The organism is Allobosea sp. GW821-FHT03A12, assembly GCF_058986765.1.
This window is the reverse complement of the sequence record NZ_JBYSVZ010000002.1, coordinates 60,699-84,543: the sequence shown is the minus strand read 5'-3', so window position 1 is coordinate 84,543 and position 23,845 is coordinate 60,699. Positions and strand designations below refer to the sequence as shown.

20 protein-coding genes are annotated in these 23,845 nt (G+C 67.4%); 8 read left to right on the top strand and 12 right to left on the bottom strand.

What is annotated here, in order from left to right; all coding sequences use genetic code 11:
* Nucleotides 1–5: 5 nt before the first annotated feature.
* Nucleotides 6–614 (bottom strand): J domain-containing protein, encoded by a 609-nt coding sequence (locus AC3WLC_RS06970; protein ID WP_493683212.1) that lies wholly within the window; start codon nt 612–614, stop codon nt 6–8.
* Nucleotides 615–789: 175 nt separating this feature from the next.
* Entirely contained in the window at nt 790–2,424 is a 1,635-nt protein-coding gene (locus AC3WLC_RS06965) for a M14 family metallopeptidase (RefSeq protein WP_493683211.1), read from the bottom strand.
* 103 nt (nt 2,425–2,527) lie between these two features.
* Between AC3WLC_RS06965 and AC3WLC_RS06960 the strand changes: the two genes are divergently transcribed.
* Nucleotides 2,528–2,791: a BolA family protein gene (locus AC3WLC_RS06960; RefSeq protein WP_493683360.1), complete on the top strand. Its 264-nt coding sequence runs from the start codon at nt 2,528–2,530 to the stop codon at nt 2,789–2,791.
* Between the two features lie 3 nt (nt 2,792–2,794).
* Here the strand turns inward: AC3WLC_RS06960 and AC3WLC_RS06955 are convergent, their stop codons facing one another.
* The 5 genes from AC3WLC_RS06955 to AC3WLC_RS06935 all read right to left on the bottom strand — a co-directional run bounded on the left by AC3WLC_RS06955 (nt 2,795) and on the right by AC3WLC_RS06935 (nt 7,750).
* Entirely contained in the window at nt 2,795–3,988 is a 1,194-nt protein-coding gene (locus AC3WLC_RS06955) for an MFS transporter (RefSeq protein WP_493683210.1), read from the bottom strand.
* 59 nt (nt 3,989–4,047) lie between these two features.
* Nucleotides 4,048–5,217: an acetyl-CoA acetyltransferase gene (locus AC3WLC_RS06950; protein ID WP_493683209.1), complete on the bottom strand. Its 1,170-nt coding sequence runs from the start codon at nt 5,215–5,217 to the stop codon at nt 4,048–4,050.
* A 226-nt stretch (nt 5,218–5,443) separates the two neighbouring features.
* Nucleotides 5,444–5,830, bottom strand: a complete 387-nt coding sequence (locus tag AC3WLC_RS06945; RefSeq protein WP_493683208.1) for a DUF4087 domain-containing protein — start codon at nt 5,828–5,830, stop codon at nt 5,444–5,446.
* A complete protein-coding gene (locus AC3WLC_RS06940; protein ID WP_493683207.1) occupies nt 5,827–6,780 on the bottom strand; it encodes a glycoside hydrolase family 19 protein in 954 nt (317 codons plus the stop codon). The genes AC3WLC_RS06945 and AC3WLC_RS06940 overlap by 4 nt, the downstream gene beginning before the upstream one ends.
* Nucleotides 6,781–6,847: 67 nt before the next feature.
* A complete protein-coding gene (locus AC3WLC_RS06935; protein ID WP_493683206.1) occupies nt 6,848–7,750 on the bottom strand; it encodes an EamA family transporter in 903 nt (300 codons plus the stop codon).
* A 177-nt stretch (nt 7,751–7,927) separates the two neighbouring features.
* On the opposite strand from AC3WLC_RS06935, the gene AC3WLC_RS06930 reads away from it, so the two are divergent.
* The 4 genes from AC3WLC_RS06930 (at nt 7,928) to AC3WLC_RS06915 (ending at nt 12,779) form a co-directional block, all read left to right on the top strand.
* A complete protein-coding gene (locus AC3WLC_RS06930; protein WP_493683205.1) occupies nt 7,928–9,499 on the top strand; it encodes a D-alanyl-D-alanine carboxypeptidase family protein in 1,572 nt (523 codons plus the stop codon).
* A gap of 14 nt (nt 9,500–9,513) precedes the next feature.
* Nucleotides 9,514–10,431: a DMT family transporter gene (locus tag AC3WLC_RS06925; protein ID WP_493683204.1), complete on the top strand. Its 918-nt coding sequence runs from the start codon at nt 9,514–9,516 to the stop codon at nt 10,429–10,431.
* 6 nt (nt 10,432–10,437) lie between these two features.
* Entirely contained in the window at nt 10,438–11,568 is a 1,131-nt protein-coding gene (locus AC3WLC_RS06920; RefSeq protein WP_493683203.1) for a CobW family GTP-binding protein, read from the top strand.
* A gap of 119 nt (nt 11,569–11,687) precedes the next feature.
* The gene (locus AC3WLC_RS06915; protein ID WP_493683202.1) at nt 11,688–12,779 is read left to right on the top strand and encodes a GNAT family N-acetyltransferase; all 1,092 of its coding nucleotides are present in this window, start codon (nt 11,688–11,690) and stop codon (nt 12,777–12,779) included.
* Here AC3WLC_RS06915 and AC3WLC_RS06910 read toward each other — a convergent pair.
* From AC3WLC_RS06910 to AC3WLC_RS06900, 3 genes are all read right to left on the bottom strand, one after another.
* Entirely contained in the window at nt 12,751–14,367 is a 1,617-nt protein-coding gene (locus tag AC3WLC_RS06910) for an acyl-CoA synthetase (protein ID WP_493683201.1), read from the bottom strand. The genes AC3WLC_RS06915 and AC3WLC_RS06910 overlap by 29 nt on opposite strands.
* A gap of 86 nt (nt 14,368–14,453) precedes the next feature.
* Entirely contained in the window at nt 14,454–15,518 is a 1,065-nt protein-coding gene (locus AC3WLC_RS06905; RefSeq protein ID WP_493683200.1) for an ABC transporter substrate-binding protein, read from the bottom strand.
* Between the two features lie 185 nt (nt 15,519–15,703).
* Nucleotides 15,704–16,177, bottom strand: a complete 474-nt coding sequence (locus AC3WLC_RS06900) for an Lrp/AsnC ligand binding domain-containing protein (RefSeq protein WP_152012054.1) — start codon at nt 16,175–16,177, stop codon at nt 15,704–15,706.
* Nucleotides 16,178–16,290: 113 nt separating this feature from the next.
* Here AC3WLC_RS06900 and putA point away from each other — a divergent pair, with 113 nt between their 5' ends.
* The gene (putA, locus tag AC3WLC_RS06895) at nt 16,291–19,383 is read left to right on the top strand and encodes a bifunctional proline dehydrogenase/L-glutamate gamma-semialdehyde dehydrogenase PutA (RefSeq protein ID WP_493683199.1); all 3,093 of its coding nucleotides are present in this window, start codon (nt 16,291–16,293) and stop codon (nt 19,381–19,383) included.
* Between the two features lie 138 nt (nt 19,384–19,521).
* Here putA and AC3WLC_RS06890 read toward each other — a convergent pair whose 3' ends face one another.
* The gene (locus AC3WLC_RS06890) at nt 19,522–19,785 is read right to left on the bottom strand and encodes a hypothetical protein (protein ID WP_493683198.1); all 264 of its coding nucleotides are present in this window, start codon (nt 19,783–19,785) and stop codon (nt 19,522–19,524) included.
* 226 nt (nt 19,786–20,011) lie between these two features.
* The gene (locus AC3WLC_RS06885; RefSeq protein WP_493683197.1) at nt 20,012–20,356 is read right to left on the bottom strand and encodes a hypothetical protein; all 345 of its coding nucleotides are present in this window, start codon (nt 20,354–20,356) and stop codon (nt 20,012–20,014) included.
* 971 nt (nt 20,357–21,327) lie between these two features.
* Here AC3WLC_RS06885 and AC3WLC_RS06880 point away from each other — a divergent pair.
* On the top strand, nt 21,328–21,801 hold the full coding sequence (locus AC3WLC_RS06880) for a hypothetical protein (protein WP_493683196.1): 474 nt from the start codon (nt 21,328–21,330) through the stop codon (nt 21,799–21,801).
* A gap of 753 nt (nt 21,802–22,554) precedes the next feature.
* Complete coding sequence (locus AC3WLC_RS06875; RefSeq protein ID WP_493683195.1) at nt 22,555–23,730, top strand: phosphoserine transaminase; 1,176 nt, start codon at nt 22,555–22,557, stop codon at nt 23,728–23,730.
* The last annotated feature ends 115 nt before the right edge of the window (nt 23,731–23,845 follow it).

Below are 23,845 nucleotides of genomic sequence, written 5' to 3'. Positions count from 1 at the left end.
TCGCGCTAAACCAGCCCGCTGCTCTTCAGCGTCTGGTAGGCCTTGAGGATTTCCTGCAGCCGGCCTTCGCGCGAGCGGTCGCCGCCATTGGCGTCGGGGTGGAAGCGCTTCACCAGTTCCTTGTAGCGCGCCTTGATCGCGACGCGGTCGGCGCTCTCGTCGAGGTCGAGCGTCTCCAGCGCCTTCTTCGCGAGGACGCCGACCCTGGGCTCGGCCCGCTCCTGCTCGCCGCCGGCGCGGCCTCGGAACAGATTGAAGGCGTCCTGCATGTCCGGCCCGCCGGCTCCGCGCCCGCGCTGCGCCATCCGGGCGGCGCTGGCATTGACGCCGAGCTTCCAGGTCGGCCGGTGGCCGATCTCCTCCTGCTTGGCGTAGGCCGCGAGCGCCTCGTCGTTCATGCCGGCGAAGTAGTTGTAGGTGGCGTTGTAGGCCTTCACATGCTCGAGGCAGAACTGGAAGAACTTGCCTTCCTTGCCGCGTCCCATCGGCGCGCGGAACTCGCCCGCCTTCGCGCAGCCGGGATGGTCGCACCGGCGCGCATCGGCCTCGACCACCTCTTCCGCCTCGGAAGGGCCGATCCTGATCCGGTCGAAAAGGCGCGAGCTGAAGTTCATCGTCTCATGGTTATGCGGGCGGAACGCTGCGCCGACAAGCCGACCGCTGCGCGGATCGCTCCGCGCCTGCAGCAAGCCGATCGCCTTGGCGGCAGCTTGACCCTGATTGCTTAAGGAACCCGGCTCAACCGAAGCGGCCGAGACACCCCCTAAATAGTGCTTCCACGCGCCGAACTCAACGGCCGCAGGCCACATCGCCTCCGGTCGCGAGCGCAAGTCTCGTCCCGCGCGGCACGCGATAGATCGGCGCCTCACCGGACGCCGGCGCAGTCTCCACTACCCCGACGCCGACATGAGAGCCCGGAGAATCCGGCTCCAATGAGGCGGCGATGACATTGGCCCCCGCCTGCGTCATCGGCACGAAGACGGCATTGGCCGGCACGTCCATCCGGCGTGGCCTGAGCTCGATCTTCACCGCCTGGTCCGGATTGATGTTCTCACGGTCGACCTTCTTCACCGGCCCCTTCTGCTCGACCATGAAGGCTTCGACCTCCAGCGTCGCCGGCCCGCCGAGCGCGCAGGTCGCGATGCCCTTGAGCTTGAGCGCATCGAGCGCCGCCTGTCCCGCCGGCAGGACGAGATAGCCCTCGGGCCGCGCCCGGCGGCTCGTCACCGTCACCTTGCGGGAATCGCGGAACTCGACCGGGGTCGGCATGTCCGCTCCGGTTGCCGGATCGACCAGCGGGATCGCGACCGTCTCGGTGGCGATGCGATGAGCGACGATCAACTCGCCCTGGTTACCGGTCAGCTCCGCCCGCGCCGTCTTCACCGCATCCAGCGCGACCTTGTCATTGGCCGCGACCGTGTCGAGCACCGAGCGTGCGATGACGTAATGGGTGGCGATGCGGCGCTCCAGATTCTCCAGCTGCAAACCGACGCCGCGCGTCTCGATCAGGAAGGAGACCGCGCCGGAAAGCCCGAACAGATTGCGCGCGATGCCCGGCGCATTGCCGCCCATCGAGACGAGCTTGTCGTCCTTGCGGTAGCTCGTGGTGAAGTACCAGAAGGAGGTCAGCCCCTTCTCCGCCATCGCCTTGTCCATGGCCGGCTTGACCAGTTCGGCGGCGATCGCGGTCGTCGGGGCCGGCACCGCCGGGTTGGTGGCGTAAAGGATCATCGCATCGGCGGCGTTGAGCCCACCGAACTTCTCCAGCCAGCGATTGGCCACCGAGAATTCGTGCACGTCGACGATCACATCGGCCGGCAATTCGGCGAGCTTGGCATGCAGCGCCTTGGTCTCCGGCAAGGTCAGCAGCAGATGGTCGCGGTTGAGATCGAAGCCGCTGGCGCCCGGCCGCTTGTCGGCCGCAGCGCCATCGGGATTGCTGCGCGGCACGATCACCACGACGAGCCTGTCAAGCACGGCGCCGAGATCGCCGAGCGCTAGATCATGCGCCAGCGCCAGCATCGCCTCGGCCCCGGCCGGCTCGTTGCCATGCTGCTGGCCGACGAACCAGACGACCGGCCGCCCCAGCGCCTTCAGCGCGGCAGGGTCCTTCAGCCCCTCCTTCGAAAACATCAGGTAAGGCAGGTCACGGCCCTGCTGCGACTTTCCGAGCGAGCCGAGCACGACGCGGCCGGGGGCCTTGGCGGCGAGATCGGCGAGGAAGGCTTCGAGTTCGTCCTGCGTCGTCAGACCGGGTGTGCCGCGCGTCAGCGCCGGCGTCGCGAGCGGGATCGGCACCGGCTTGTAGCGCGCCAGCACCGCCTCGCTCTGCTTGTAGTCGGCGACGCGTCCTTCGTCCTGCGCCAGCGCGGGACCTGCAGCGAGAGAAAGCGCCAGGGCCAGCATCCGCCAGATCGTCACCATCACCGCCTCCGACAGAAAGACGCGTTCCCGCCCTGCCCGTCAGCGACTATGAGACTGCCTCGGAACCCGAGCAAGCAACCTGAGAGAAACCCGCATGCCGACCATGGCCGACCGGATCGCCGGCAAGCTCACCACTGAGCTTGCGCCCGAGCATCTCAAGGTGATCGACGAATCCCACCAGCATCACGGCCATGCCGGCTGGCGCGAGGGCGGCGAGACGCATTTCCGCGTCGAGATCGTCTCGCCTGCCTTCGCCGGCAAGAGCCGACTGGAGCGCCATCGCCTGGTCAATGCCGCGCTCTCCGAAGAGCTTGCCGGCGGCGTGCACGCGCTGGCGATCGCGGCGCGGGCGCCGGGCGAGGGGTGAGCCTCAGGCGGCTTTCCGTTCCGGCGCGGCCAGATAGATCGCTGTCGAGACCAGCAGCAGCGCGGCAAAAACCCAGTGCATGTTGGCGAAGGCCAACGCCGCGCCCTGCCCCGCGGCGCGCTGCGCCGCCACGAACCAGCCGGAGCCCCATTGGATCAGCCCGGCTCCGGCGATGAACAGGAAATTGACGAAGGTCATGCCGCGCCCGACCAGATGATCGGGGAAGAAGACGCGCGCATGCGCCATCAGGATCGCATAGGTAAAGCCGGTTCCACCGATGATCGCAAAGAGCAGGATGGCGCCGGCCAGCGACTGGGCACCGATCAGCGCCAGGAGCGCGAAAGCGACGCCCGTGGCCGCGGTCCCCCAGGCGACCAGCGGCTTGCTGCGGCCGGCCCGCTTCTGCAGCGCGCCATAGACGAAGGCGCCGGCGATCATGGTCGTCGCCATGCCCAGCGTCGCATGGCCGGCGGCGATGCCATCGAGCCCATGGACCTGCGTCATATAGGGCGCGATCCACAGGCCGCGCGCCGTCACGATGATCGCGTAGCCGACAAGGGTGATCGGCGCGAGCAGCCAGAGCGGCCCGATCGCGGCGATGCTCCTCAGCCCCTGCAGCAACCCCTCATGCTTGCCCGAAGCGTCGGTGACCTCGGGCGGATCGCGCACCAGCAGGGCCGCAAGCACGGTGGCGAGCAGGAAGGCCACGGCGAAGGCGAGCATGGTCGGGCGCCAGCCATAGGCTTGCGCCGCCAGCGCCAGAGGCGCGGCGCCGACAAGATTGCCGAGCGAGCCGAGGCCGATGAAGATCGAGGTTAAAAGGCCGAAGCGCGCCGGCGGCTCCGTCCGGGCGAACAGATAGAGCGACGACATGAAGATCGGCGAGCAGCCGATCCCGACCAGCGCCATCGCCACTGTCGCGACATCGGCATTGCCGGCCTGCGCGAACAGGAAGGCGCCGACGCTGCCGATCGCCATGGTCACCGCCACCGTCCGGCGCGGCCCGATCCGGTCTAGCGCCCAGCCGACCGGGAATTGCGCCAGCGCGAAGGCGATGAACCAGGCGGCGCCGAGCAGGCCGAACTCGGCCGGCCCGATGCCGAGGTCGCCCATCACCGGCGCGGCGATCACGCTCAGGAAGGAGCGATAGAAGATCGACAGCACATAGGCCGGCAGCAGCGCGAAGAAGATGATCACGCCGCCCTCCGGCCCATATCAGATCGGCCCCCAACGTGAGTCCGTGGGCAGGCCTCGCGTCACTTCACCCGCTCGAGCACCGAGACGTAGTTCGCGACCGCGGCGCCGCCCATGTTGAAGATGCCGCCGAGGCGGGCGTCCTTCACCTGCATGCCTTCCGGCGCTTCGCCGACGAGCTGCATGGCGCTGAGCACATGCATGGAGACGCCGGTCGCGCCGATCGGATGGCCCTTGGCCTTGAGGCCGCCGGAGACGTTGACCGGCAGCTTGCCGTCCTTCTGGACCCAGCCTTCCTTGACCGCACGGGCGCCGTCGCCCTCCTTGGTCAGGCCCATCGCCTCGTATTCGATCAGCTCGGCGATGGTGAAGCAGTCATGCGTCTCGACGAAGGAGAGATCGTCGAGCGCGACGCCTGCATGGGCCAGCGCCTGCTGCCAGGCGCGCGCGCCGCCCTCGAACTTGAGGATGTCGCGACGCGACAGCGGCAGGAAGTCCTGGACATGAGCCATGCCGCGGAAGCCGACGGCGCGGCGCATCGTCTTGGCGGTCTCCTCATCGGCGAGCACCAGCGCGGCGGCGCCGTCCGAGACCAGCGAACAGTCGGTGCGCTTCAGCGGGCCGGCGACGTAAGGGTTCTTCTCGCTCTCGTCGCGGCAGAAGGCGTAGCCGAGATCCTTGCGCATCTGAGCGTAGGGGTTGGCGACGCCGTTCTTGTGGTTCTTCGCCGCGATCATGGCGAGCGCGTCCGACTGGTCGCCATGGCGCTGAAAATAGGACGAGGCGATCTTGCCGAAAACGCCGGCAAAGCCGCCCTGAACGTCGCTCTCCTGCGCGAGATAGGAGGCCTTCAGCAGGTTCTTGCCGATCTCCGGGCCGGGCGTCGTGGTCATCTGCTCGACGCCGACGACCAGCACGACCTTGGCGGCGCCGGCCTTGATGGCGCGCACGCCCTGATGCACCGCGGCCGAGCCGGTGGCGCAGGCGTTCTCGACGCGGGTCGCCGGCTTGAAGCGCAAGGCCGGATCAGCCTGCAGCACGAGCGAGGCGGTGAAGTCCTGGGCCGAGAAGCCGGCGTTGAAATGGCCGAGCACGATCTCGTCGACCTGGTCGGCAGTGATGCCGGCATCGACCAGCGCATCGGTCGCGACGCGCACGATCAGGCTCTCGACCGTCTCGGTGTCCTGCTTGCCAAAGGGCGTGTGGGCCCAGCCGACGATTGCAGCGCTCATGGCCTTCTCCTCGCTAATGTGCAGATACACTATATCTGCGCCGGCGCAGTCGCGGCCACAAGCCAGCAAGCGCGCATTCCTCCTGTGCGAGGAAAGGCCAACGAACCCGGTCTGAGTCAAGCCGAACCATGGTCTTCCGTAAGCGCGCGGAGGCCAGCCCTGCGGTCAGGACATGGCGAACGTACGCCTGGCCCGGCCGCTCAGCGAGCCGCGCGAGGCCAGTATGTCAGTGCAGCTGCTTCTCGATCGCCGAGAGCGCCTTGTCTTTGCGACAGGCCGAGAGCGGCCGCGCCTTGGCGGAGACGATCTCGAGGACGTTCTTCTCCTCGGCGTCGACCTTCACCGTCATGCAGGCGCAGCCATAGCCATAGCTGCCATTCCCGCTCTTGCGCCATTCACCGGCCTTGTAGGGCGGCGGCCAGTCGCCCTTCGCCTGATGCCCGCCCTGCACGGCGATCGTCCACTCGCCATCCTTGTCGTAGAGCGAGGCATTACCCGGGGTTGGATTGTCGAGCCAGCCGCAGCGCTGCTCGCTGCCCGGCTGCTGTGCCATGGCGATGCTGGCGCCGAGGCTCAGGACGACCGCGGCTGTGGCGAGTACTGGGCGGATCACAGGAAGGGCCTCGACTGGCTGGTGAAGCGGGCTCCCGGCAGCGGCATGCCGGCGAGGCTGGAATCGATCGGCGGCGCGAAGGTGATCGGCCGCTGCGGCCCGGCCGCCAGCAGCACGGCCTCGAACACCTCGGCGATCGCGGCGATGTCCTTGGCGTGGTCGGAGCCGTTCACCATCGCGCGCGCGCCGACATAGTTGCGCGCCTTGCCGCTGAAATAGGTCGAGAACTTGCGGCCATTGGCGAAGCCGTCGCCGGTGAGCATGCCATGCGACATCACCGCATAGGCGATGGCCGGCGTCTTCACCAATTCCGGGTCGAGCAGCAGGTTGAGCCCCTGGCCGATGGCGACGCCGGTCGTGGCATAGTTCGACCACCAGGTCAGCTGGACATAGCCGCGCCCGAAATAGGCGAGCTCGGCGCCGGTATCGTCATTATAGGCCTTGACCGCGGCGCCGCCGTCGACCGTGCCCATCTTGGCACCCTTGGTCAGCTTGGAGACCACGCCGCCTGCCGTGATCTTGAACTGGTCGCCATCCTGCTCGGTGACGCGGACGCTGCCATCCGCGAGCTTCGCGACCTTGACCGGCTCGTGATATCTGCGCCCCTTGCCGTGGCCGACCTCGTCGACCGGCGCCATCGTCATCAGCCAGGCGCGTCGCTTCAGCATCACGGCGTTGCCGGCCTTGTCGACCAGCGGCTTGCCCTTCTTGTTCTTGGCCTGGACGAACCGGGTGACCGGGCTCGTCGTCTCCCAGGCGACGGTCGCCAGCATATAGGCGGCCCAGCGCACATCGGTGATGCTGGTGTCCCGGTTGATCAGGCGCAGCAGCACCAGAAGGTCGGGAATCGCATTGGCGTTGTAGCGCGGCTTCTTGCCGAAACGGTCCCGGAACTCCCGTTCGAAGATGCGCTCATCATAGGTCCCGACATAGTGATAGTTGGCCGCCATCATCCATCTCCGTAAGCCCGCCGCTTCGGGCCTACGCAGCGACTGCGACAAATCCGTGTCTCGGTTTTTAAATCGCCAGCAGAAGTAGAGCGCCGACACCGGTGACGATCATCGCCATGCCCAGGAGCTCGCGCCAGCTCGTGCCTTCCGAGAAGATCCGGCGCGAGGCGATCTGCGCCAGCGGCACCTCAACCAGCCCGAGCGTGCGGACATTGGCCGCCGTCGTCAGCGAGAAGCCGATGAACCAGCATTGCGACGCGGCAGCGCCGAGAAAGCCGGCGGCCAACGAGCGGCGCCAGTTGCGCAGGCTGAGCATCAGCGCGGCGCGATTGGCGACGAGCATGTAGAGCGTCAGGATCAGGGTCTGCAGGGCGAGACCGAGCGCCAGGATCGTGGTCGCCCGCATCAGGAAATGCCCCTCCGGCAGGGCCTGGATCGCGCCGCGGAAGCCGATCGCGGAAAGCGCGAAGGCGGCGCCCGCGCCGATCCCGAGCGCCGCCGGGCGCATGCCCGCTGCGCTGAGCTTGTCGCCGGGCTTCCACGACATCAGCACCACGCCGGCGGTGGCGACGACGATCGCCGCGAACTTCGCCCAGCCCAGCGCATCGCCGAGCAGCGCCGCCCCGAACAGCGCGACCTGCACCGGCTCAGTCTTGGTGTAAGCGGTCGTCACGGCGAAGGAGCGCTCGCGCATCGCCGCCAGCATCAGCGCGGTGGCAAGGATCTGCGTCAGCGCGCCGAACACGGCGAAGCCGAAGGCGCGTAGATCGGGCATCGGCGGCAGGGCGCCGCTGGCGATGCAGACCAGGACGAGGAAGAGCAGCGCGAAGGGCAGTCCGAACAGGAAGCGCACCTGCGTCGCGCCGACCACGCCGATCACCTCGGTCAGCGAGCGCTGGGTCAGATTGCGTGCAGTCTGGAGCAGCGAGGCGGCGAGCGTCACCGGTATCCACAGAAGGCTGAAGCTCACGCGCGAAGACCCCGACGAAAAAGCACTTCATTGCTTTGGACCGCGATGCGGCGCTAGGCAAATCACCCGAGGAAGGGTAGGTATGCATCATCAGCGAGGCAGGATTGTCGCCCGCCGTCTCGAAAATGCCTCACGCGTCGCGTTGAAGCCCTCAACCCACGTCAAGACAAGTTCCAGATGACCGCACTCCGCTTCGCCGCCGGCGCCACGCTCGCCTCGCTCCTGTCTGTCGCCGCTCCGGCCCTGGCCGGCACGAGCATCGTCGTCGACGCCTCGAGCGGCGCCGTCTTGTCGAGCGAGAACCCGACCCAGGCCTGGCATCCGGCCTCCACCACCAAGATGATGACGCTCTATCTCGCGCTCAAGGCCGTGCGCGAGGGCAGGCTCGGATTGGAGACCGCGATCCCGGCCTCGAAGCTCGCCGCCAGCCAGCCGCGGGTGAAGGTCTACATCAAGGCCGGCCAGGAGATCACGCTCGACAACGCCATCCGCATCATGATGGTGAAGTCAGCCAACGACATCGCCTATGTCATCGCCGAGGGCGTCGGCGGCAATGTCGAGACCTTCGTCTCGATGATGAATGCCGAGGCCCAGCGGCTCGGCATGAACGACACCCATTTCGTCAACCCGAACGGCTGGCATCATCCCGACCAGCAGAGCAGCGCCCGCGACCTCGCCGTGCTCGCCATGGCGCTGATGAGCGAGTTCGGTCGCTATTCCGATTACTGGAACACCGGCGCCGTCCAGCTCGGCAAGCAGGTGCTCAACAACACCAACGGGCTGGTCGGCCGCTATTACGGCATCAACGGCATGAAGACCGGTTTCGTCTGCGCCTCCGGCTTCAATGTCGTCTCCACCGCCTCGCGCAATGGCCGCACCCTGATCGCCGTCGTCATGGGCGCGAGTTCCGGCGCCGAGCGCACCGTCAAGGCGGCGCAGCTGCTCGATGAGGGCTTCGGCAAATGGGGCGGCTTCGGCGGCGGCAACGTCGCCAGCATGCCGTCCGGCAATGGCGGGCGCGCCTACAGCGTCTGCGACAGCGTCCGCCGCGGCGGACACGCGCTGGGCGACGATGCCGAGACCTCCGGGCCGATCTCCTTCATCTCGACCAATAGCGGCATCGGCGGCAATGCCGAAGGCACCTCCGACCGCTTCGCCGCGGCCGTGCCGCAAGGCGGCTCCTCCGGCTCGGTGCTGACCCGCGCCCCTTCCGGCCGCATCACGCTTGGCCCGCGCGTCAAGTTCGACCCGATCCAGGTCTCTTTCGGCCGCACGCCGGGCTCGGCCTCGGCCCCGCTCGCCGCCAATGTCGTGGCCAAGCCCGACACCCAGGTCGCGCGCGAGACGATCCAGCCGGGTGCGCCCGTCGCCGCCGGCCTCGTCGCCGGCAACCGCACCTTCTCGCGCAACGGCGCGATCCCGCCGTCCTCCTCCGCCTTCGCGCCGGTCGCTCCGACGCCGGAAGAGCGGCCCGCCGCGGCGGCGCTCGGCTCCGGCCCGATGCGCCTGCAAGGCGCGATCCAGCCCGGCGCCGCGACGCCCGCCAGCCTGCGCCCCGGCGCAGCCGCCGGCATCAAGGCCGCGAACAAGCCGGCCGGCAAGCCGCTGCTGACCAAGCCAAAGCAGGAGAAGGCGGAACCGGCCAAGGCCAAGCCGAGCCAGGCGCAGGCCAAGCCGCTCGCCAAGCCGCCGGCCCGGCCGGGCGCCAAGCCGGCCGCCAAGCCCGACAGCAGCAAGCCCGACGCCTGATCCGGCGGCGTGACGTGCAGGAGCGCAGCGCCTCCTCGGCCCAGCATGGCCTGGCGTTGGCGCTCGCCTCCGCCGCCGCCTTCGGCACCAACATCGTCAGCGCCCAGCTCGCCGGCCATGCCGGGCTGAGCGGGCCACTCATCGTCTTCTACCGCGTCTTCCTGATGCTGGCGCTCGTCATCGGCGCGGCCCTGATCTGGCGTGCCAGCCTCGTCGTGCCGCGCCGGCACTGGTCGGCGCTCGGCCTGTTCGGCCTCAGCACGGCGCTCACCGCCTGCGCCTATCTCTCCTCGGTGTCCTTCCTGCCGATCACGGTGGCCGCCGTGGTCTTCTACACCTTTCCGATCCTGATCGTGCTCGCCGAGCCGTTTCTGACCCCGGCCCGCTTCAGCCTCGACCGGGTGGTGATCGCCCTCGTCGCCTTTCTCGGCGTCGCCATGGTGGTCGGGCCCGACTGGCACGGGCTCGACCCGCGCGGGCTGGCACTCGCGCTCGCCGCGAGCGTGCTGGCCGCGGTGCAGTTCTTCTCGGCGGCGCGTTGCGCCGACACCGGGACCGTGCCGAAGCTGTTCTGGTCGCATCTCGTCATCCTGCCGGTGACGCTGGCGATCCTCGCCATCACCGGCCTGTTCCAGGCACCCTCGGCGCTGATGCTCGCGCCGGTCGCGGTCGCGATCACGATCGGCGGCTACCTGATCGGCTTCCTGCTTCAGGTGATGGCGCTCGCCCGCATCGCGCCCGGGCCGGCCGCGCTCGCCTTCTGTGGCGAGCCGGTGTTCGCCGTGGCGATCGCCGCCGTCTTCCTCGGCGAGCGCGTCGGCTCGCTGCAATATGCCGGCGGCGCCCTTGTCGTCGCCGCGATCATCGCCAATGTAATATTGGAACAAAAGCGAGCCCGCCGATTGCCGGCGGTGGCCGCGACCGGAACCTGAGCCCCGATGTCCGAGCAGCCTGTCCGCCCCGAGCCGATCCCGCTGACGCTGCTGACCGGCTTCTTGGGCGCCGGCAAGACCACGCTGCTCAACCGCCTGCTCAAGGATCCGGCGCTCGCTGACACGGTGGTGCTGGTCAACGAGTTCGGCGAGATCGGCCTCGACCACCTCTTCGTCGAAGGCATCGAGGACGGCATGATCCTGCTCGCCTCGGGTTGCTTGTGCTGCACCATCCGCGACGACCTGATCGTCACCCTCGAAGATCTGTTGCGCCGGCTCGACAATGGCCGCGTCGCGCCTTTCAGACGCCTGATGATCGAGACCACCGGACTCGCCGATCCCGCCCCGGTCCTCAACGTTTTGATCAACCACCCCTATCTTGCCATGCGCTTCAAGCTTGACGGCGTCGTCACCCTGGTCGATGCGGTCAACGGCATGGCGACGCTCGACGTTCATCCGGAGGCGCTTCGGCAAGCGGTCGCCGCCGACCGGCTGGTGCTGACCAAAACCGATATCGCGACCGATGCAGAGGCCGTGGCCGCACTGCGCAAGCGCCTCGGCGAGCTCAATCCGGGCATCGAAATCCTCGCGCCCGACGCCCCCGCCGATGCGATCGTCGGCGCCGGCCTCTATGACATCGCCGAGCGCCCGGGCGACTTGCGGCGCTGGCTCGCGGCCGAGGCGCTGGACGGGCACGACCATCACCACCACCACGATCATGGCGACGCCGGGCACCACCATCATCACGGCGGCCACGGCCATCATCACCACCACGACGTCAACCGCCACGACGCCAGCATCCGCGCCTTCACACTGACGGCCGAAGCACCGATCCGCGAGGCGACCTTCGACCTGTTCTGGACCCTGCTGCGCTCGACCCATGGCGCGAAGCTGCTGCGGCTGAAGGGGCTGGTCGCCCTCGCCGAGCATCCGGAAGGGCCGCTGCTCGTCCATGCCGTCCAGCAGATCCTGCATCCGCCGGTGCTGCTGCCGGCCTGGCCCGATGGCGACCATCGCTCCCGCCTCGTCCTGATCGTCAAGGATCTGGAGGAGGAGACGGTCGCGCGGCTCTGGTCGGCTTTCCTCGGCCGCCCCGCACCCGCCCAAGCCGAGGCTCATCACCACCATCACGCCTGAGGAGCTCGCCGGCCCGCTTCTTGGTTCGTCACGCGCAGACCCCTGCCCCGCCCCACGCCCACGTGCCGATCCGGCACGGAAGCGCACCGAAGCGGGGCGAGCCGCGAAAGGGCTGCGCCATGCCGAACCTCGCCGCATACCCGGTTGCGCCGGGCGAGACGACGTTGAAGCAGAGCGTTGCCGCTAGCCCGGCCGGCCTGGTGATCGAGCGCCGCCCGCTCGCCGCCTGCGCCGCTATCGAGACAGAATGGCGCGACCTCGCCAGCCGCGCCATCGAGCCGACCCCGTTCTGCGAGCCCGATTTCGCCCTGTCCGCCGCACAGCATCTCGTCGACTTCCGCGACATCTCCGTGCTGCTGCTCTGGGATGGCCCGGCCGCCTCACGCCGCCTGCTCGGCTTCGTGCCGGTCCGCCTCCGGCGCAGACTGCTGGGCCATGACGAGCTGATCGGCTGGAGCAATCCCCGGCTCGGCCTGGCCACGCCGTTGATCGACATCGATCAGGCGGAGCGCGTCGTCGCCGCCTTGCTCCACGTCCCCGGTCGCTGGGGCCTCGCCAATACGCAGAACCTGCAGCTGAATCGCCTCGACCTCGACGGCCCGCTTCTGAACAGCCTGTTGCGGGTCGCCGAGCACACCGGCCACACCACCGCGCTCGAACCGGCACCGGCGCCGCTGGCCGTCGCGGACAGGCCCGATCTCGCCGCTCTCCGCCATGGCCTGTCACGCCATGGCAAGCTCTCCTTCGCCGAGTCCGGCTCGCGTCAGGAGCTGCGCGACATGGTCGAGCTACATCTGGCGCTCGAAGCCTCGGGCTCGCTGGCGCGCGCCGGCGGCGCCGCGCTCCAGGACATCCGCGAAAGCGCCTTCCTGCGCGCCATGACCCGCAATCTGGCGCGCAGCCATCGCTGCCGCGTCGGCCTGCTGAGCCTTGACGAGAAGCCGATCGCCGGCGCGATCCTGATCGGCAAGAGCCCGCGCCTCTGGCTCTACTCGGGCTCGCAGGACGAGCGCTTCGCCAGCTTCGCGCCGCTGGCGCAGCTCATCGCCTGGCTCGGTCGGCGCGGCCGCCAGCGCGAGATTCTCGCCGACCTGCCCGGCCTCCACGCCGTCACGCTGTCGCAGCGCCTCGGCGACATCCGCCTCTCCGTGACGGCGAAAGCCACGCGCCGTGCGACGCCGCTCACCCGGCGTCGCGCAGCAGCCGCCTGATGATCTTGCCGGTGGTGGTCATCGGCAACTCCTCGCGGAATTCGATCTCGCGCGGATATTCATGCGCCGCGAGGCGCTCGCGCACAAAGCCCTGGATCTCCGCGACGAGCTCCTTCGACGGCGAGTAGCCCGGCTTCGGCACGATGAAGGCCTTGACGATCTCGGTCCTCAGCGCATCGGGCTTGCCGACCACCGCCGCGAGCGCCACCGCCGGATGGCGCAGCAGGCAATCCTCGATCTCGCTCGGTCCGATCCGATAGCCGGACGAGGTGATGACGTCGTCGTCGCGGCCGACGAAGCGGATATAGCCCTGCGCATCCTGCGAGCCCTGGTCGCCCGTCGTCATCCAGTCGCCGATGAACTTGGCTTCCGTGGCCTCGGGCTTGCGCCAGTAGTGCAGGAACATCACCGGATCGGGCCGGCGCACCGCGATCTGCCCCTCCTCCTCCGGCTCGCAGATGCTGCCATCGGGCCGGATCACCGCGACCTCGTGGCCCGGCACCGCCTTGCCGATGAAGCCCGGCTTGACCACGCCGATCGCGGCGCAGGAGGCGAGCACGAGATTGCACTCGGTCTGGCCGTAGAATTCGTTGATGGTGAGGCCCAGCTTCTCGCGGCCCCAGGCCAACGTCTCGGCGCCGAGCGATTCCCCGCCCGAGGCCACCGTGCGCAGCTTGAGGTCGTAGCGGCCGCGCGGGTTCTCCACCGCCCGCAGCATGCGTAGCGCCGTCGGTGGAATGAAGCAGTTGCGCACACCGAGATCGGCCAGCAGCCGGAAGGCCTCGTCGGGATCGAACTTGGCCGCCGGCCGCGCCACGATCGGGACGCCGTGATGCAGCGCCGGCAGCAGGTTGTTGAGCAGGCCGCCGGCCCAGGCCCAATCCGCCGGCGTCCAGAGCAGATCGCCCGGCTGCGGCAGGAATTCATGCGGCATCTCCACGCCCGGCAGATGCCCGAGCATGACGCGATGGCCGTGCAGCGCGCCCTTGGCATTGCCGGTGGTGCCGGAGGTGTAGATCATCAGCGCCGGATCGTCCGGCCCGCTATCGACCGGCGTGAAATCGTCGCTTTCAGTCTCCAGCAGGCGCGCGAGCCCTTCGGCCTTTCCGTCCGGACCGTCAGCCGAGATCGCCAGTTCGAGATCGGGGAGCGGCTCTTCGATCTGGGCGAGCTTGGCGAGCCCGGCAGCGTTGGTGATCAGCGCCTTCGCCCCGCAATCGCGCAGGCGATAGGACAGTGCATCCGCGCCGAACAGCGCCGCCAGCGGCACGGCGATGGCGCCGAGCTTGTAGGCCGCCATATGCGCGATCGGCACCAGCCGCCCCTGCGGCAGCAGGATCGCGACCCGGTCGCCTTCGCCGACGCCGCGCCTGCGCAGTGCATTCGCAAGGCGGTTCGATTGCGCCCGCAATTCGCCATAGCTGACCGGCAGCACGGACCAGTCGGGCTGGACCTCCAGGATCGCGACCTTGCCGGGATCGACCGCCGCCCAGCGGTCGCAGCAATCGACACCGATATTGTAGCGCTCCGGAATCCGCCAGCGGAAGGCAGCGCGCAGGCGCTCATAATCACGAATGTCAGGCAGCATGCGCAGGTCTCTGGCGAAAAGCGGCGCACGATAGGCGAAGCCTGAAGCCGCTGTCACCATGGCCTAAAGTAAGCGGGCCGCGCGGTTCAGAACGCCCGCTCGGCCTCCGCCGGCAGGAATCCTTCGGCGAAGGCGTTGCCGGCCTTCGCCTTGTCCTTGAACGAGACGGTCAGCCCGATCTGGTCGAGCCCCTTCTGCCAGCGCGCCTTGTCGATGCTGCCGAAGCCGTGCGCCTTGACGCCCGGCGTCATCACATAGTGGTCGAGCGCCATCCTCAGGCGCTCCAGCTCGATCTCGGGACGGGCGCCCTCATTGCGCTGGAGCACGCCGGCGATCGCCGCCTCGGGTTCGGCGACGACGTCCCGGGCGCTGCGCGTGATCGCCCGCAGCAGGCCGCGCACCGCCTGCGGCTTCTCGGCGAGCAGCTTCGGCGAGACGATGACAGCGTTGCCGTAGAGATCGACCCCGTGATCGGCCATCAGCAGCATGACGATATCGTCGGCCGGCACGCCGCGCGCCTTGAGGTTGATCAGGGAGGTGTGGGCGAAACCGAAGATCGCATCGAGCTCACCCGATGCCAGCATCGGCTCGCGCACCGGGAAGCCGATGTTCTCCAGCTTGATCTTGGCATCGTCGATGCCGTTGACCTTCTTGAACACCGGCCATTGCGCGAAGGCGCCGTCGGCGGCGGGGGCACCGAGCTTCTTGCCCTCGAGGCTTTTCGGGTCGGTGCTGATGCCGCGGCTCTTGCGCCCGACGATCGCGAAGGGCGGCCGGTCGTAAACCATCATCACCGCCTTGAGATCGACGGTCGGGTTCTCGTCGCGGAAGCGGATCAGGGTATTCACGTCGCCGAAGCCGGCATCGAAACCGCCGGTCGCCACCCGCGGGATCGCCTCACGCGAGCCCGTGCCGGCCTCGATGGTAACGTCGAGCCCCTCCTCGCGGAAATAGCCCTTATCGAGGGCAGTGAGGAACAGCGCGGCCGGTCCTTCGAAGCGCCAATCGAGTGTGAAGCGCAGCGGGATCGAAGCGGCGGCGACGGGCGCGTTATGCAGCCCAGCCCAGGCGGCAAGGCTGGTTCCTGCGAGAAAACGCCCGAACCCGCGCCGGGAGATCGGCGCGCCAAGCAGGGGCATGGCAACGGACATGGCAAACTCCGGAGCGACCACAGCCGACACGGACGCTAGCGCCTCTCCGACGGAACTCGTGGAGCACCATACCGGAGGCGCAACGCAACCAAGACCTCCCTAGCCGGCAGGTCAAGCGCCAACAGGGCGAGAACGCGGCGAAATCGCGGAAATGGTTACGTTTTTCTGCGGCAGTGCCGCTTCGGTCACAGCGGTAGCGCGCCGTCGGTCTTGACCTCCTCCATCACCGCATAGGTCCGGGTCTCGCGGACGGCCGGCAACGCCAGCAGGACTTCGCCGAGGAAGCGGCGATAGGCGTTCATGTCGGCGACGCGGGTCTTGACCAGATAGTCGAAGCCGCCGGCGACCATATGGCATTCCAGCACCTCGGGAGCCCGCTTCACCGCCGCGGCGAAACGCTCGAACGCGTCCGGCGTCGTCTTGTCGAGATAGACCTCGACGAAGACCAGCAAATGCAGCCCGAGCTTCACTGGATCGAGCGTCGCGCGGTAGCCGGTGATGAAGCCCTCGCGCGCCAGCCGCTTCAGCCGCTCGCCGGTCGCGGTCGGCGACAGCCCGACCTTTTCCGCCAGCTCGACGCCGGCCGCACGGCCATCATTTTGGAGCAGCGCGAGCAGGCGCCGGTCGGTCCGATCCAGAACCGGATTATTCTCTGCCATAATGATTTCCTACAGGAAAAATCGCTATATCTTTGCCGAAATCTCCATTGATATCCAGCCCGCTTGCGATGATTCTGCAGATCATCCCGCCGCCGAGATCCGGAGCTCGTTTCATGGCCGCCCCAGCGCCCGTCTTCCATGCCCCCTATGCCGAGGACGATGCCGCGATCGCCGGTCGCCTGCTCTCGGGCGGCCGCCGCGATCCCCTGGCCAAGGCCAGGATCGACGCCCGCGCCACCGCGCTGGTCGACGCGATCCGCACCCGCAAGGTCGGCTTGGGCGGCATCGAGGAATTGCTGCGCGAGTATTCGCTTTCGACCAAGGAGGGCCTCGCGCTGATGGTGCTGGCCGAGGCGCTGCTGCGCGTGCCCGACGCCGCCACCGCCGACCGGCTGATCGAGGACAAGCTCGGCCAGGGCGACTTCGCCCATCACGAATCCAAGTCGGATGCCTTCCTGATCTCGGCCTCGTCCTGGGCGCTCGGCATCACCGCCCGCATCATCCAGCCGGGCGAGACCCCGACCAGCATCATGGGCAACCTCTCCAAGCGCCTCGGCCTGCCCGCCGTGCGCACCGCGACGCGCCAGGCGATGCGTGTGATGGGCAACCATTTCGTCCTCGGCCAGACCATCGAGGAGGCGCTGAAGCGCGCGCGCTCCGGCTCGGGCAAGCTCTACCGCTATTCCTTCGACATGCTCGGCGAAGGCGCCCGCACGCAAGCCGATGCCGACCGCTATTACGCCTCCTACGCCGACGCGATCGACGCCATCGGCCGCTCCGCCGGCAATGACAAACTGCCGAACCGCCCGGGCATCTCGGTCAAGCTCTCGGCGCTGCACCCGCGCTATGAGGCGACCAATCGCGAGCGCGTGCTGGCCGAACTGACGCCCAAGGTGATCGAGCTCGCCCGCCAGGCCAAGACATACGATCTCAACTTCACCGTCGACGCCGAGGAGGCCGATCGGCTCGAGCTCTCGCTCGACGTCATCGCCGCAGTGATGGCCGATGCCTCGCTCGCCGGCTGGGACGGTTTCGGCCTCGCCATCCAGGCCTATCAGAAGCGCGCCGCCGCGGTGATCGACCACATCGCCGCCCTTGCCGAAGCTTACGACCGCCGGCTGATGGTCCGCCTGGTCAAGGGCGCTTATTGGGACACCGAACTGAAGCGCGCCCAGGAGCGCGGCCTGCCCGACTATCCGGTCTTCACCCGCAAGGCGATGACCGACCTGAATTACGAGGCCTGCGCCAAGCAGCTTCTCGCCCTGCGCCCGCGCATCATCCCGCAATTCGCCACCCACAACGCGCTGACCGTCGCAACCGTCGCCGAGCTCGCCGGCGACGCCGAGAATTTCGAGTTCCAGCGCCTGCACGGCATGGGCGAGGCGCTCTATGAGCGCCTGCTGCAGTCGGATTCCGGCTTCGCCTGCCGCACCTATGCCCCCGTCGGCGGCCATCAGGACCTGCTCGCCTATCTCGTCCGCCGCCTGCTCGAGAACGGCGCCAACTCCTCCTTCGTCTCGGTCTCCGGCGATCCCGACGTCCCGGTCGCGACGCTGCTGGTGCCGCCGGCCGACATCATCGGTTCGCCCAGCGCCGCCCGCCATCGCCGCATCCCGCTGCCGGCCGAGCTCTTCGGTCCGAGCCGCCGCAACTCCGCCGGCGTCGAGCTTGGCGATGCCGCAAGCCTTGCCACCCTCCTCGCCGAGATCCACGCCGCCGCAGCCAAGCCCGTGCCCGAGGCCGTGCCGCTAATCGACGGCAAGCCCGGCTCCGGCACGGCCCGCGACGTGCTCTCGCCGATCGACGGCAGGCCGGTCGGCCGCGTCACCGAGGGCGATGCCGCCAGCGCCGAGAAGGCGATGGCCGCCGCCAGGGCCGGCTTCCATGCCTGGAACGCGACGCCTGCCCGCAACCGCGCCGCCTCGCTGCGCCAGGCCGCCGACCTGATGGAAGCGCGCCGCGGCCCGATCCTGGCGCTACTCCAGTCCGAGGCCGGCAAGACGCTCGACGACGCCATTGCCGAGCTGCGCGAAGCCGTCGACTTCCTGCGCTATTACGCCGCCGAGGCTGAGGCGAAGTTCGCCGTGCCGGCCGCCCTGCCCGGTCCGACCGGCGAGGACAACCGCCTGATCCTGCGCGGCCGCGGCCCCTTCGTCTGCATCGCGCCCTGGAACTTCCCGCTCGCGATCTTCGTGGGCCAGGTCGCCGCCGCTTTGGTCGCCGGCAACAGCGTCGTCGCCAAGCCGGCGCCGCAGACCCCGCTGATCGCCGCGCTCGCGGTGCGCCTCCTCCACGAGGCCGGCATCCCCAAATCCGCGCTGCACTTCGCCCCCGGCGACGGCAAGCTCGGCGCCGCGCTGGTCGCGCACAGGGACGTCGCCGGCGTCGCCTTCACCGGCTCGACCGCGACCGCCCGCGCCATCAACCGCGCGCTCGCCAACAAGGACGGGCCGATCGTCCCGCTGATCGCCGAGACCGGCGGCCTCAACGCCATGATCGTCGACGCCACCGCCTTGGCCGAGCAGGTCGCCGACGATGTCGTCCTCTCCGCCTTCCGCTCGGCCGGCCAGCGCTGCTCGGCTTTGCGCCTGCTCGTCGTGCAGGAGGACGTCGCCGACAAGATGGTCGAGATGATCGAGGGCGCCGCCAGCGAGCTCACCCTCGGCGACCCCCGCCAGATCGAGACCCATGTCGGCCCGGTGATCGATGCCGCCGCCAAGGAACGCCTCGACACCCATATCGCCGCGATGCGCTCCGCCGGCCGCGTGACCTATGCCGGCAAGACGCCGACTCTGCCCGGCACCTTCGTCGCCCCGCACATCATCAAGCTGGACAAGGTCGCGGACCTTACCGCCGAGCATTTCGGCCCGGTGCTGCATGTCGTGCGCTGGAAGGCCGGCCAGCTCGACAAGGTGCTCACCGAGATCGAGGCGACCGGCTACGGCCTGACCTTCGGCCTGCATTCGCGCATCGAGACCACGGTCGAGCTGGTCGTCGACCGGCTCTCGACCGGCAACATCTATGTCAACCGCAACATGATCGGCGCGGTCGTCGGCGTGCAGCCATTCGGCGGCCACGGCCTCTCGGGCACCGGCCCCAAGGCCGGCGGCCCGAACTACCTGCCGCGCTTCGCCACCGAGCAGACGGTGACGATCAACACCGCGGCGGCCGGCGGCAATGCGAGCCTGATCGCGATGGGGGAGTAGGTCTCACGCGTCATGCTCGGGCTTGACCCGAGCATCTCTTGCCGAACGGGCGCTGGTCAGCCCTCTCGTCCTGAGATTCTCGGGTCTGCGCTTCGCTCCGCCCGAGAATGACGACAGCCGGCCGCGGCTCCCCGCGCCCTACTCCGCCGCCCGCGCCGCCGCCTGCTTCAGTCGCGCCAGCGCTTCCTCGGCCCCGGCCTTGACCGCCGGATCAGCCACCTGCCCTTCTGCCGCGACGCGCTCGGCCAGCGCCGCGACGCTGAGTTCGCCGCCGGCGGCGACGAGCTTCAGTACCGCATTCGACAGCACGTTCGGCCAATAGGCCGCGCCGCCCTTAGCCAGCCCCTTGGCCTTGCGGCCCTCGAATTCCTTGGTGAGCTGTTCGGGGGTTTTTCTGGCCATGGCGCTGGGCTTTCTGTGAATCGCTGTTGGCGGGGAGTTTAGCGCAACCCGCCCGGAAAAAGCGCGGGGAACCCTCTCCTGGGAGGAGAGGGCAGGGTGAGGTGTGGGAGATCAGACCAGATCCGCGAGCGCCCACCGCGCGGTCGGTTCAGGCCAACGTTTCCACTCCGAACACCTCACCCCTGCCCCTCTCCTTCCAGGAGAGGGGTTCCCCGCGCCACGCCTTCTACCCCTCCCCCGGCAACGGAATCGCCGCGATCTGCGCCTTGTGCCTGGCGATGCGCCGCTCGGCCTCGTACCAGGCCTCCTTGCCCTCGACGCCCTGGCCGCGCAGGCGGATCGCCTCGTGGAAGGTCGCGCGCATCTCGTCGGAAAGGGCCTGCATGAACGCGCCCGAGCATTGCAGGCTATCCGGCCCGGTGCAGGCCTTGGCCCGCCGGCAATCCTTGCGGCCGCAGAAGCGCCAGCACTGCAGCAATGTCGCGAACTGGCGCAGCATGATCGGCCGCTCGCGCTGGAAGCGCTCGAACTCCTCTTTCGTCGCGCCGCGATGGTCGGGATTGCGAGGCATGGGGTGCTCCTTTCCTGAGGGCTGCGTCCGAAGGCGAAGGGCGCGGGGAACCCTCTCCTGGAAGGAGAGGGCAGGGTGAGGTGTGGGAGATCGCACCAGTTCCGCGAACGCTCACCGCGCGGTTGGGTTCAGGCCAACGTTTCCAGTCCGAACACCTCACCCCTGCCCCTCTCCTTCCAGGAGAGGGGTTCCCCGCGCCAAGCTTTTCCCCGCCCGCAGGCTCATCCTGCGGGCGTTCGCGCATGTGAGGGGCAGCGGAGCGCCGCGAGGCGCTGGGTGGTGATCCGCTTCCGTGAGCTACGGCAGCGGCGCGGATGGATTGAGCCACCATCCGCACGCCCCGTGGCGCTCCGCCAGGCGGCGATTTGAAAACTCCGGGCCGCGCTTCTGTCACACCGGCGTCAGCCGGCGCGGTCTAGCGAGCTCCTCGCGCAAGGATCGTAGTGTCCCCAGGTCGGTTCCCGAAGCCTCCCGGGAGCGAGGCGCAACCCTCGCCCGCAGGCGCCGCACCCACCCCGCCAAACGACATGCCTCCGGATGGCCGCCCCTCGGGGATGGGATGCGGCGGAGTATACGGGAGGTTCGGAGGGCGGGGATAAGTTGGCGGTCTATCCCCACCACGCGCGGGAACCACAACAGAACCCCTCTCCTGTAAGGAGAGGGGCAGGGGTGAGGTGTACGCCGTTGGACCAGCGCCGCGAGCGCCGGCCGCGCAGTTGGGTCCAGGCCAATGTTTCCAGTCCGAACACCTCACCCTGCCCTCTCCTTCCAGGAGAGGGTTCCCCGCGCCCTTCCGTCATGGCAGTTGCTTGCGACGCGCCTTATCCAAGGGAATACAGAAGAGGCCACTACCGTTAAGAGACATCGAAGCAGCCTCTTCCTGCTCAAATATTTGGTTCATAAGCCCTTCCCTTGCTGGACAGAGGCGAACAAACCATGCACCCATAACTAGCGGTTGTGGGGAATGCTCGATGCCTGAAACAGCGGATTCGAAGAGTGCCAAAAAGACCGTCAGCGCCGAGGTAAATAACAAAGCAGATGCATCGGCCTCTCCAAAAACCAGAAGGCCTCCTACTCCGCGCCCTTTTCCAACTGTTTCACTGGAAAAGTCGCTTAGCATAGCAAATGCCATCAAAGACAAAAATGCTGGGAACCCTTGGGCACCAACTCAAGTCGCCAAGGCCCTCGGTATAGGTGAAAAATCTAGCGCGATTGATACACTTTATCGAGCATCAGCTTTGTACGGCTTAACAAGCGGAACTAGAGCTGCGACAGCGATATCGATCGAGAAAATTGGGAGAGACGTTGTCTACGCGCCAAGTCCAGAGGCCGTTTTAAGCGCTCGCCGCCGAGCATTCTTAAACGTTGAACTATTCTCAAAAGTCCTAGAGTATTATAAAGGAAACAAACTCCCGAAATTGAATTTCTATCAAACACCCTTGTAACAGAATTTAATCTACTAAAGGAATTTCATGAATAATTTAGAGAGATATTCCTAGAAAATTGCGATTTTGTACAAATTGGAGCCACATGGAACTCTAGTGCTCTAGAGGGCACCATCGAGCGGCGCTTCTCTGCGCCGAGTGTACCAGCGGTAAAGACGATTGCGGCAGAACACAATACAGATGGCAAAAAATGCTTTGTTATCATGCCCTTCACAGAGAGGAACCCTGCTCGGCCTCGTGTTTTTTTGACGAAGTTTTCGAAAGTCTCATCAAGCCAGCAGCTGTAGCAGCAGGTTTTGACGTAGCGACTGCCAACAAAGATGGCAGCGATGTTATTCAATCCACGATAATCAACGAGTTGATAGATTCAGATATCGTGATTGCAGATTTAACAGATCATAACCCGAATGTACTATTTGAATTAGGAATTAGAATGTCGCAGGAAAAAACCTGTTGCGATAATCAAATCAGCAGACACCGGTCGAATTTTCGATGTCGATAATATGCTTCGCGTTTTTGAGTATAATCCAAATTTGTGGCAAAGCAGTTTGAAGACCGATGTTCCACGATTAGAGGTAAAAATAAGGGCAACTTGGGAGGAGCGCATTCATCGGCGCTCTTACATATCGATACTGCGGACAAAGAACTAAGTCCCACCCACCGCTTGACTCCCCCACCCTCCCCATCCTACGCCCGTCGACGGGACACGCCGCCCCAACGCGGCGCGCCCATCTGCAAGGATGGAGAACATCGATGGCGAATACGATTCCGGCCGCGCGTCCGCGCGTGCCGCATTTCTCGTCCGGCCCCTGCGCCAAGCGCCCCGGCTGGAACCTCAAAGCCCTCAGTGACGCAGCGCTCGGCCGCTCGCACCGCGCCAAGATCGGCAAGGACAAGCTGAAACTCGCGATCGATCTGACGCGCGAGGTGCTGCAGGTCCCGGCCGATTACCGCATCGGCATCGTGCCGGCCTCCGACACCGGCGCCGTCGAAATGGCGATGTGGTCGATGTTGGGCGCCCGCGGCGTCGACATGGTCGCCTGGGAGAGCTTTGGCGAGGGCTGGGTCACCGATGTGACGAAGCAGCTCAAGCTGGCGGATGTGCGCACCTTCACCGCCCCCTATGGCGAGCTGCCGAACCTGAAGAAGGTCGACACGAAGACCCGCGACGTCGTCTTCACCTGGAATGGCACGACCTCGGGCGTGCGCGTCGTCGACGCCAGCTGGATCGCCGATGACCGCGAGGGGCTGACGATCTGCGACGCGACCTCGGCCGCCTTCGCCCAGCGCCTCGACTGGCCAAAGCTCGATGTCGTCACCTTCTCCTGGCAGAAGGTGCTCGGCGGCGAGGCCGCGCATGGCATGATCGTGCTCTCGCCCCGCGCGGTCGAGCGGCTCCTGACCTACAAGCCGGCCTGGCCGCTGCCGAAAATCTTCCGCATGACCTCGGGCGGCAAGCTCTCCGAAGGCATCTTCGCCGGCGAGACGATCAACACCCCGTCCATGCTCGCGGTCGAGGATTATCTCGATGCGCTGGCCTGGGCCAAGAAGGTCGGCGGCCTCGACGGGCTGGTGAAGCGCGCCGACGGCAATGCCCGCGTGCTCGCCAAGTTCGTGCGCGAGAACGACTGGATCGACTTCCTCGCGGTCAAGCCGAAGACGCGCTCGAACACTTCGGTATGCCTCAAGTTCACCGACCCGGCGGTGACGGCGCTGCCGGCCGACGCGCAGGCGGCGTTTGCCAAGCAGGTGGTCTCGATCATCGAGAAGGCCGGCGCCGGCTACGATCTCGGCCATTACCGCGACGCCCCTCCCGGCCTGCGCATCTGGTGCGGCGCGACCGTGCAGTCGCGCGACCTCAAGGCGCTGCTGCCGTGGATCGCGTATGCGTTCGCGGAAGCGAAGGCGGGCCTGAAGAAGGCGGCCTGATCAGGCCGTCATGGTCGGCCTTGAGCCGACCATCTCATTACGAAAGAGGCGCCCTTCTGCGCCTTCGCGTCCCGAGATGGCCGGGTCAAGCCCGGCCATGACGCCAGACCCCATT

Bases quoted from the DNA above. Each gene is read 5' to 3' on its own strand.
- AC3WLC_RS06970 (WP_493683212.1), bottom strand. From the start codon at position 614: ATGAACTTCAGCTCGCGCCTTTTCGACCGGATCAGGATCGGCCCTTCC.
- AC3WLC_RS06965 (WP_493683211.1), bottom strand. From the start codon at position 2,424: ATGGTGACGATCTGGCGGATGCTGGCCCTGGCGCTTTCTCTCGCTGCA.
- AC3WLC_RS06960 (WP_493683360.1), top strand. From the start codon at position 2,528: ATGGCCGACCGGATCGCCGGCAAGCTCACCACTGAGCTTGCGCCCGAG.
- AC3WLC_RS06950 (WP_493683209.1), bottom strand. From the start codon at position 5,217: ATGAGCGCTGCAATCGTCGGCTGGGCCCACACGCCCTTTGGCAAGCAG.
- AC3WLC_RS06940 (WP_493683207.1), bottom strand. From the start codon at position 6,780: ATGGCGGCCAACTATCACTATGTCGGGACCTATGATGAGCGCATCTTC.
- AC3WLC_RS06930 (WP_493683205.1), top strand. From the start codon at position 7,928: ATGACCGCACTCCGCTTCGCCGCCGGCGCCACGCTCGCCTCGCTCCTG.
- AC3WLC_RS06920 (WP_493683203.1), top strand. From the start codon at position 10,438: ATGTCCGAGCAGCCTGTCCGCCCCGAGCCGATCCCGCTGACGCTGCTG.
- AC3WLC_RS06915 (WP_493683202.1), top strand. From the start codon at position 11,688: ATGCCGAACCTCGCCGCATACCCGGTTGCGCCGGGCGAGACGACGTTG.
- AC3WLC_RS06910 (WP_493683201.1), bottom strand. From the start codon at position 14,367: ATGCTGCCTGACATTCGTGATTATGAGCGCCTGCGCGCTGCCTTCCGC.
- AC3WLC_RS06905 (WP_493683200.1), bottom strand. From the start codon at position 15,518: ATGTCCGTTGCCATGCCCCTGCTTGGCGCGCCGATCTCCCGGCGCGGG.
- AC3WLC_RS06900 (WP_152012054.1), bottom strand. From the start codon at position 16,177: ATGGCAGAGAATAATCCGGTTCTGGATCGGACCGACCGGCGCCTGCTC.
- putA (WP_493683199.1), top strand. From the start codon at position 16,291: ATGGCCGCCCCAGCGCCCGTCTTCCATGCCCCCTATGCCGAGGACGAT.
- AC3WLC_RS06890 (WP_493683198.1), bottom strand. From the start codon at position 19,785: ATGGCCAGAAAAACCCCCGAACAGCTCACCAAGGAATTCGAGGGCCGC.
- AC3WLC_RS06885 (WP_493683197.1), bottom strand. From the start codon at position 20,356: ATGCCTCGCAATCCCGACCATCGCGGCGCGACGAAAGAGGAGTTCGAG.
- AC3WLC_RS06880 (WP_493683196.1), top strand. From the start codon at position 21,328: ATGCCTGAAACAGCGGATTCGAAGAGTGCCAAAAAGACCGTCAGCGCC.
- AC3WLC_RS06875 (WP_493683195.1), top strand. From the start codon at position 22,555: ATGGCGAATACGATTCCGGCCGCGCGTCCGCGCGTGCCGCATTTCTCG.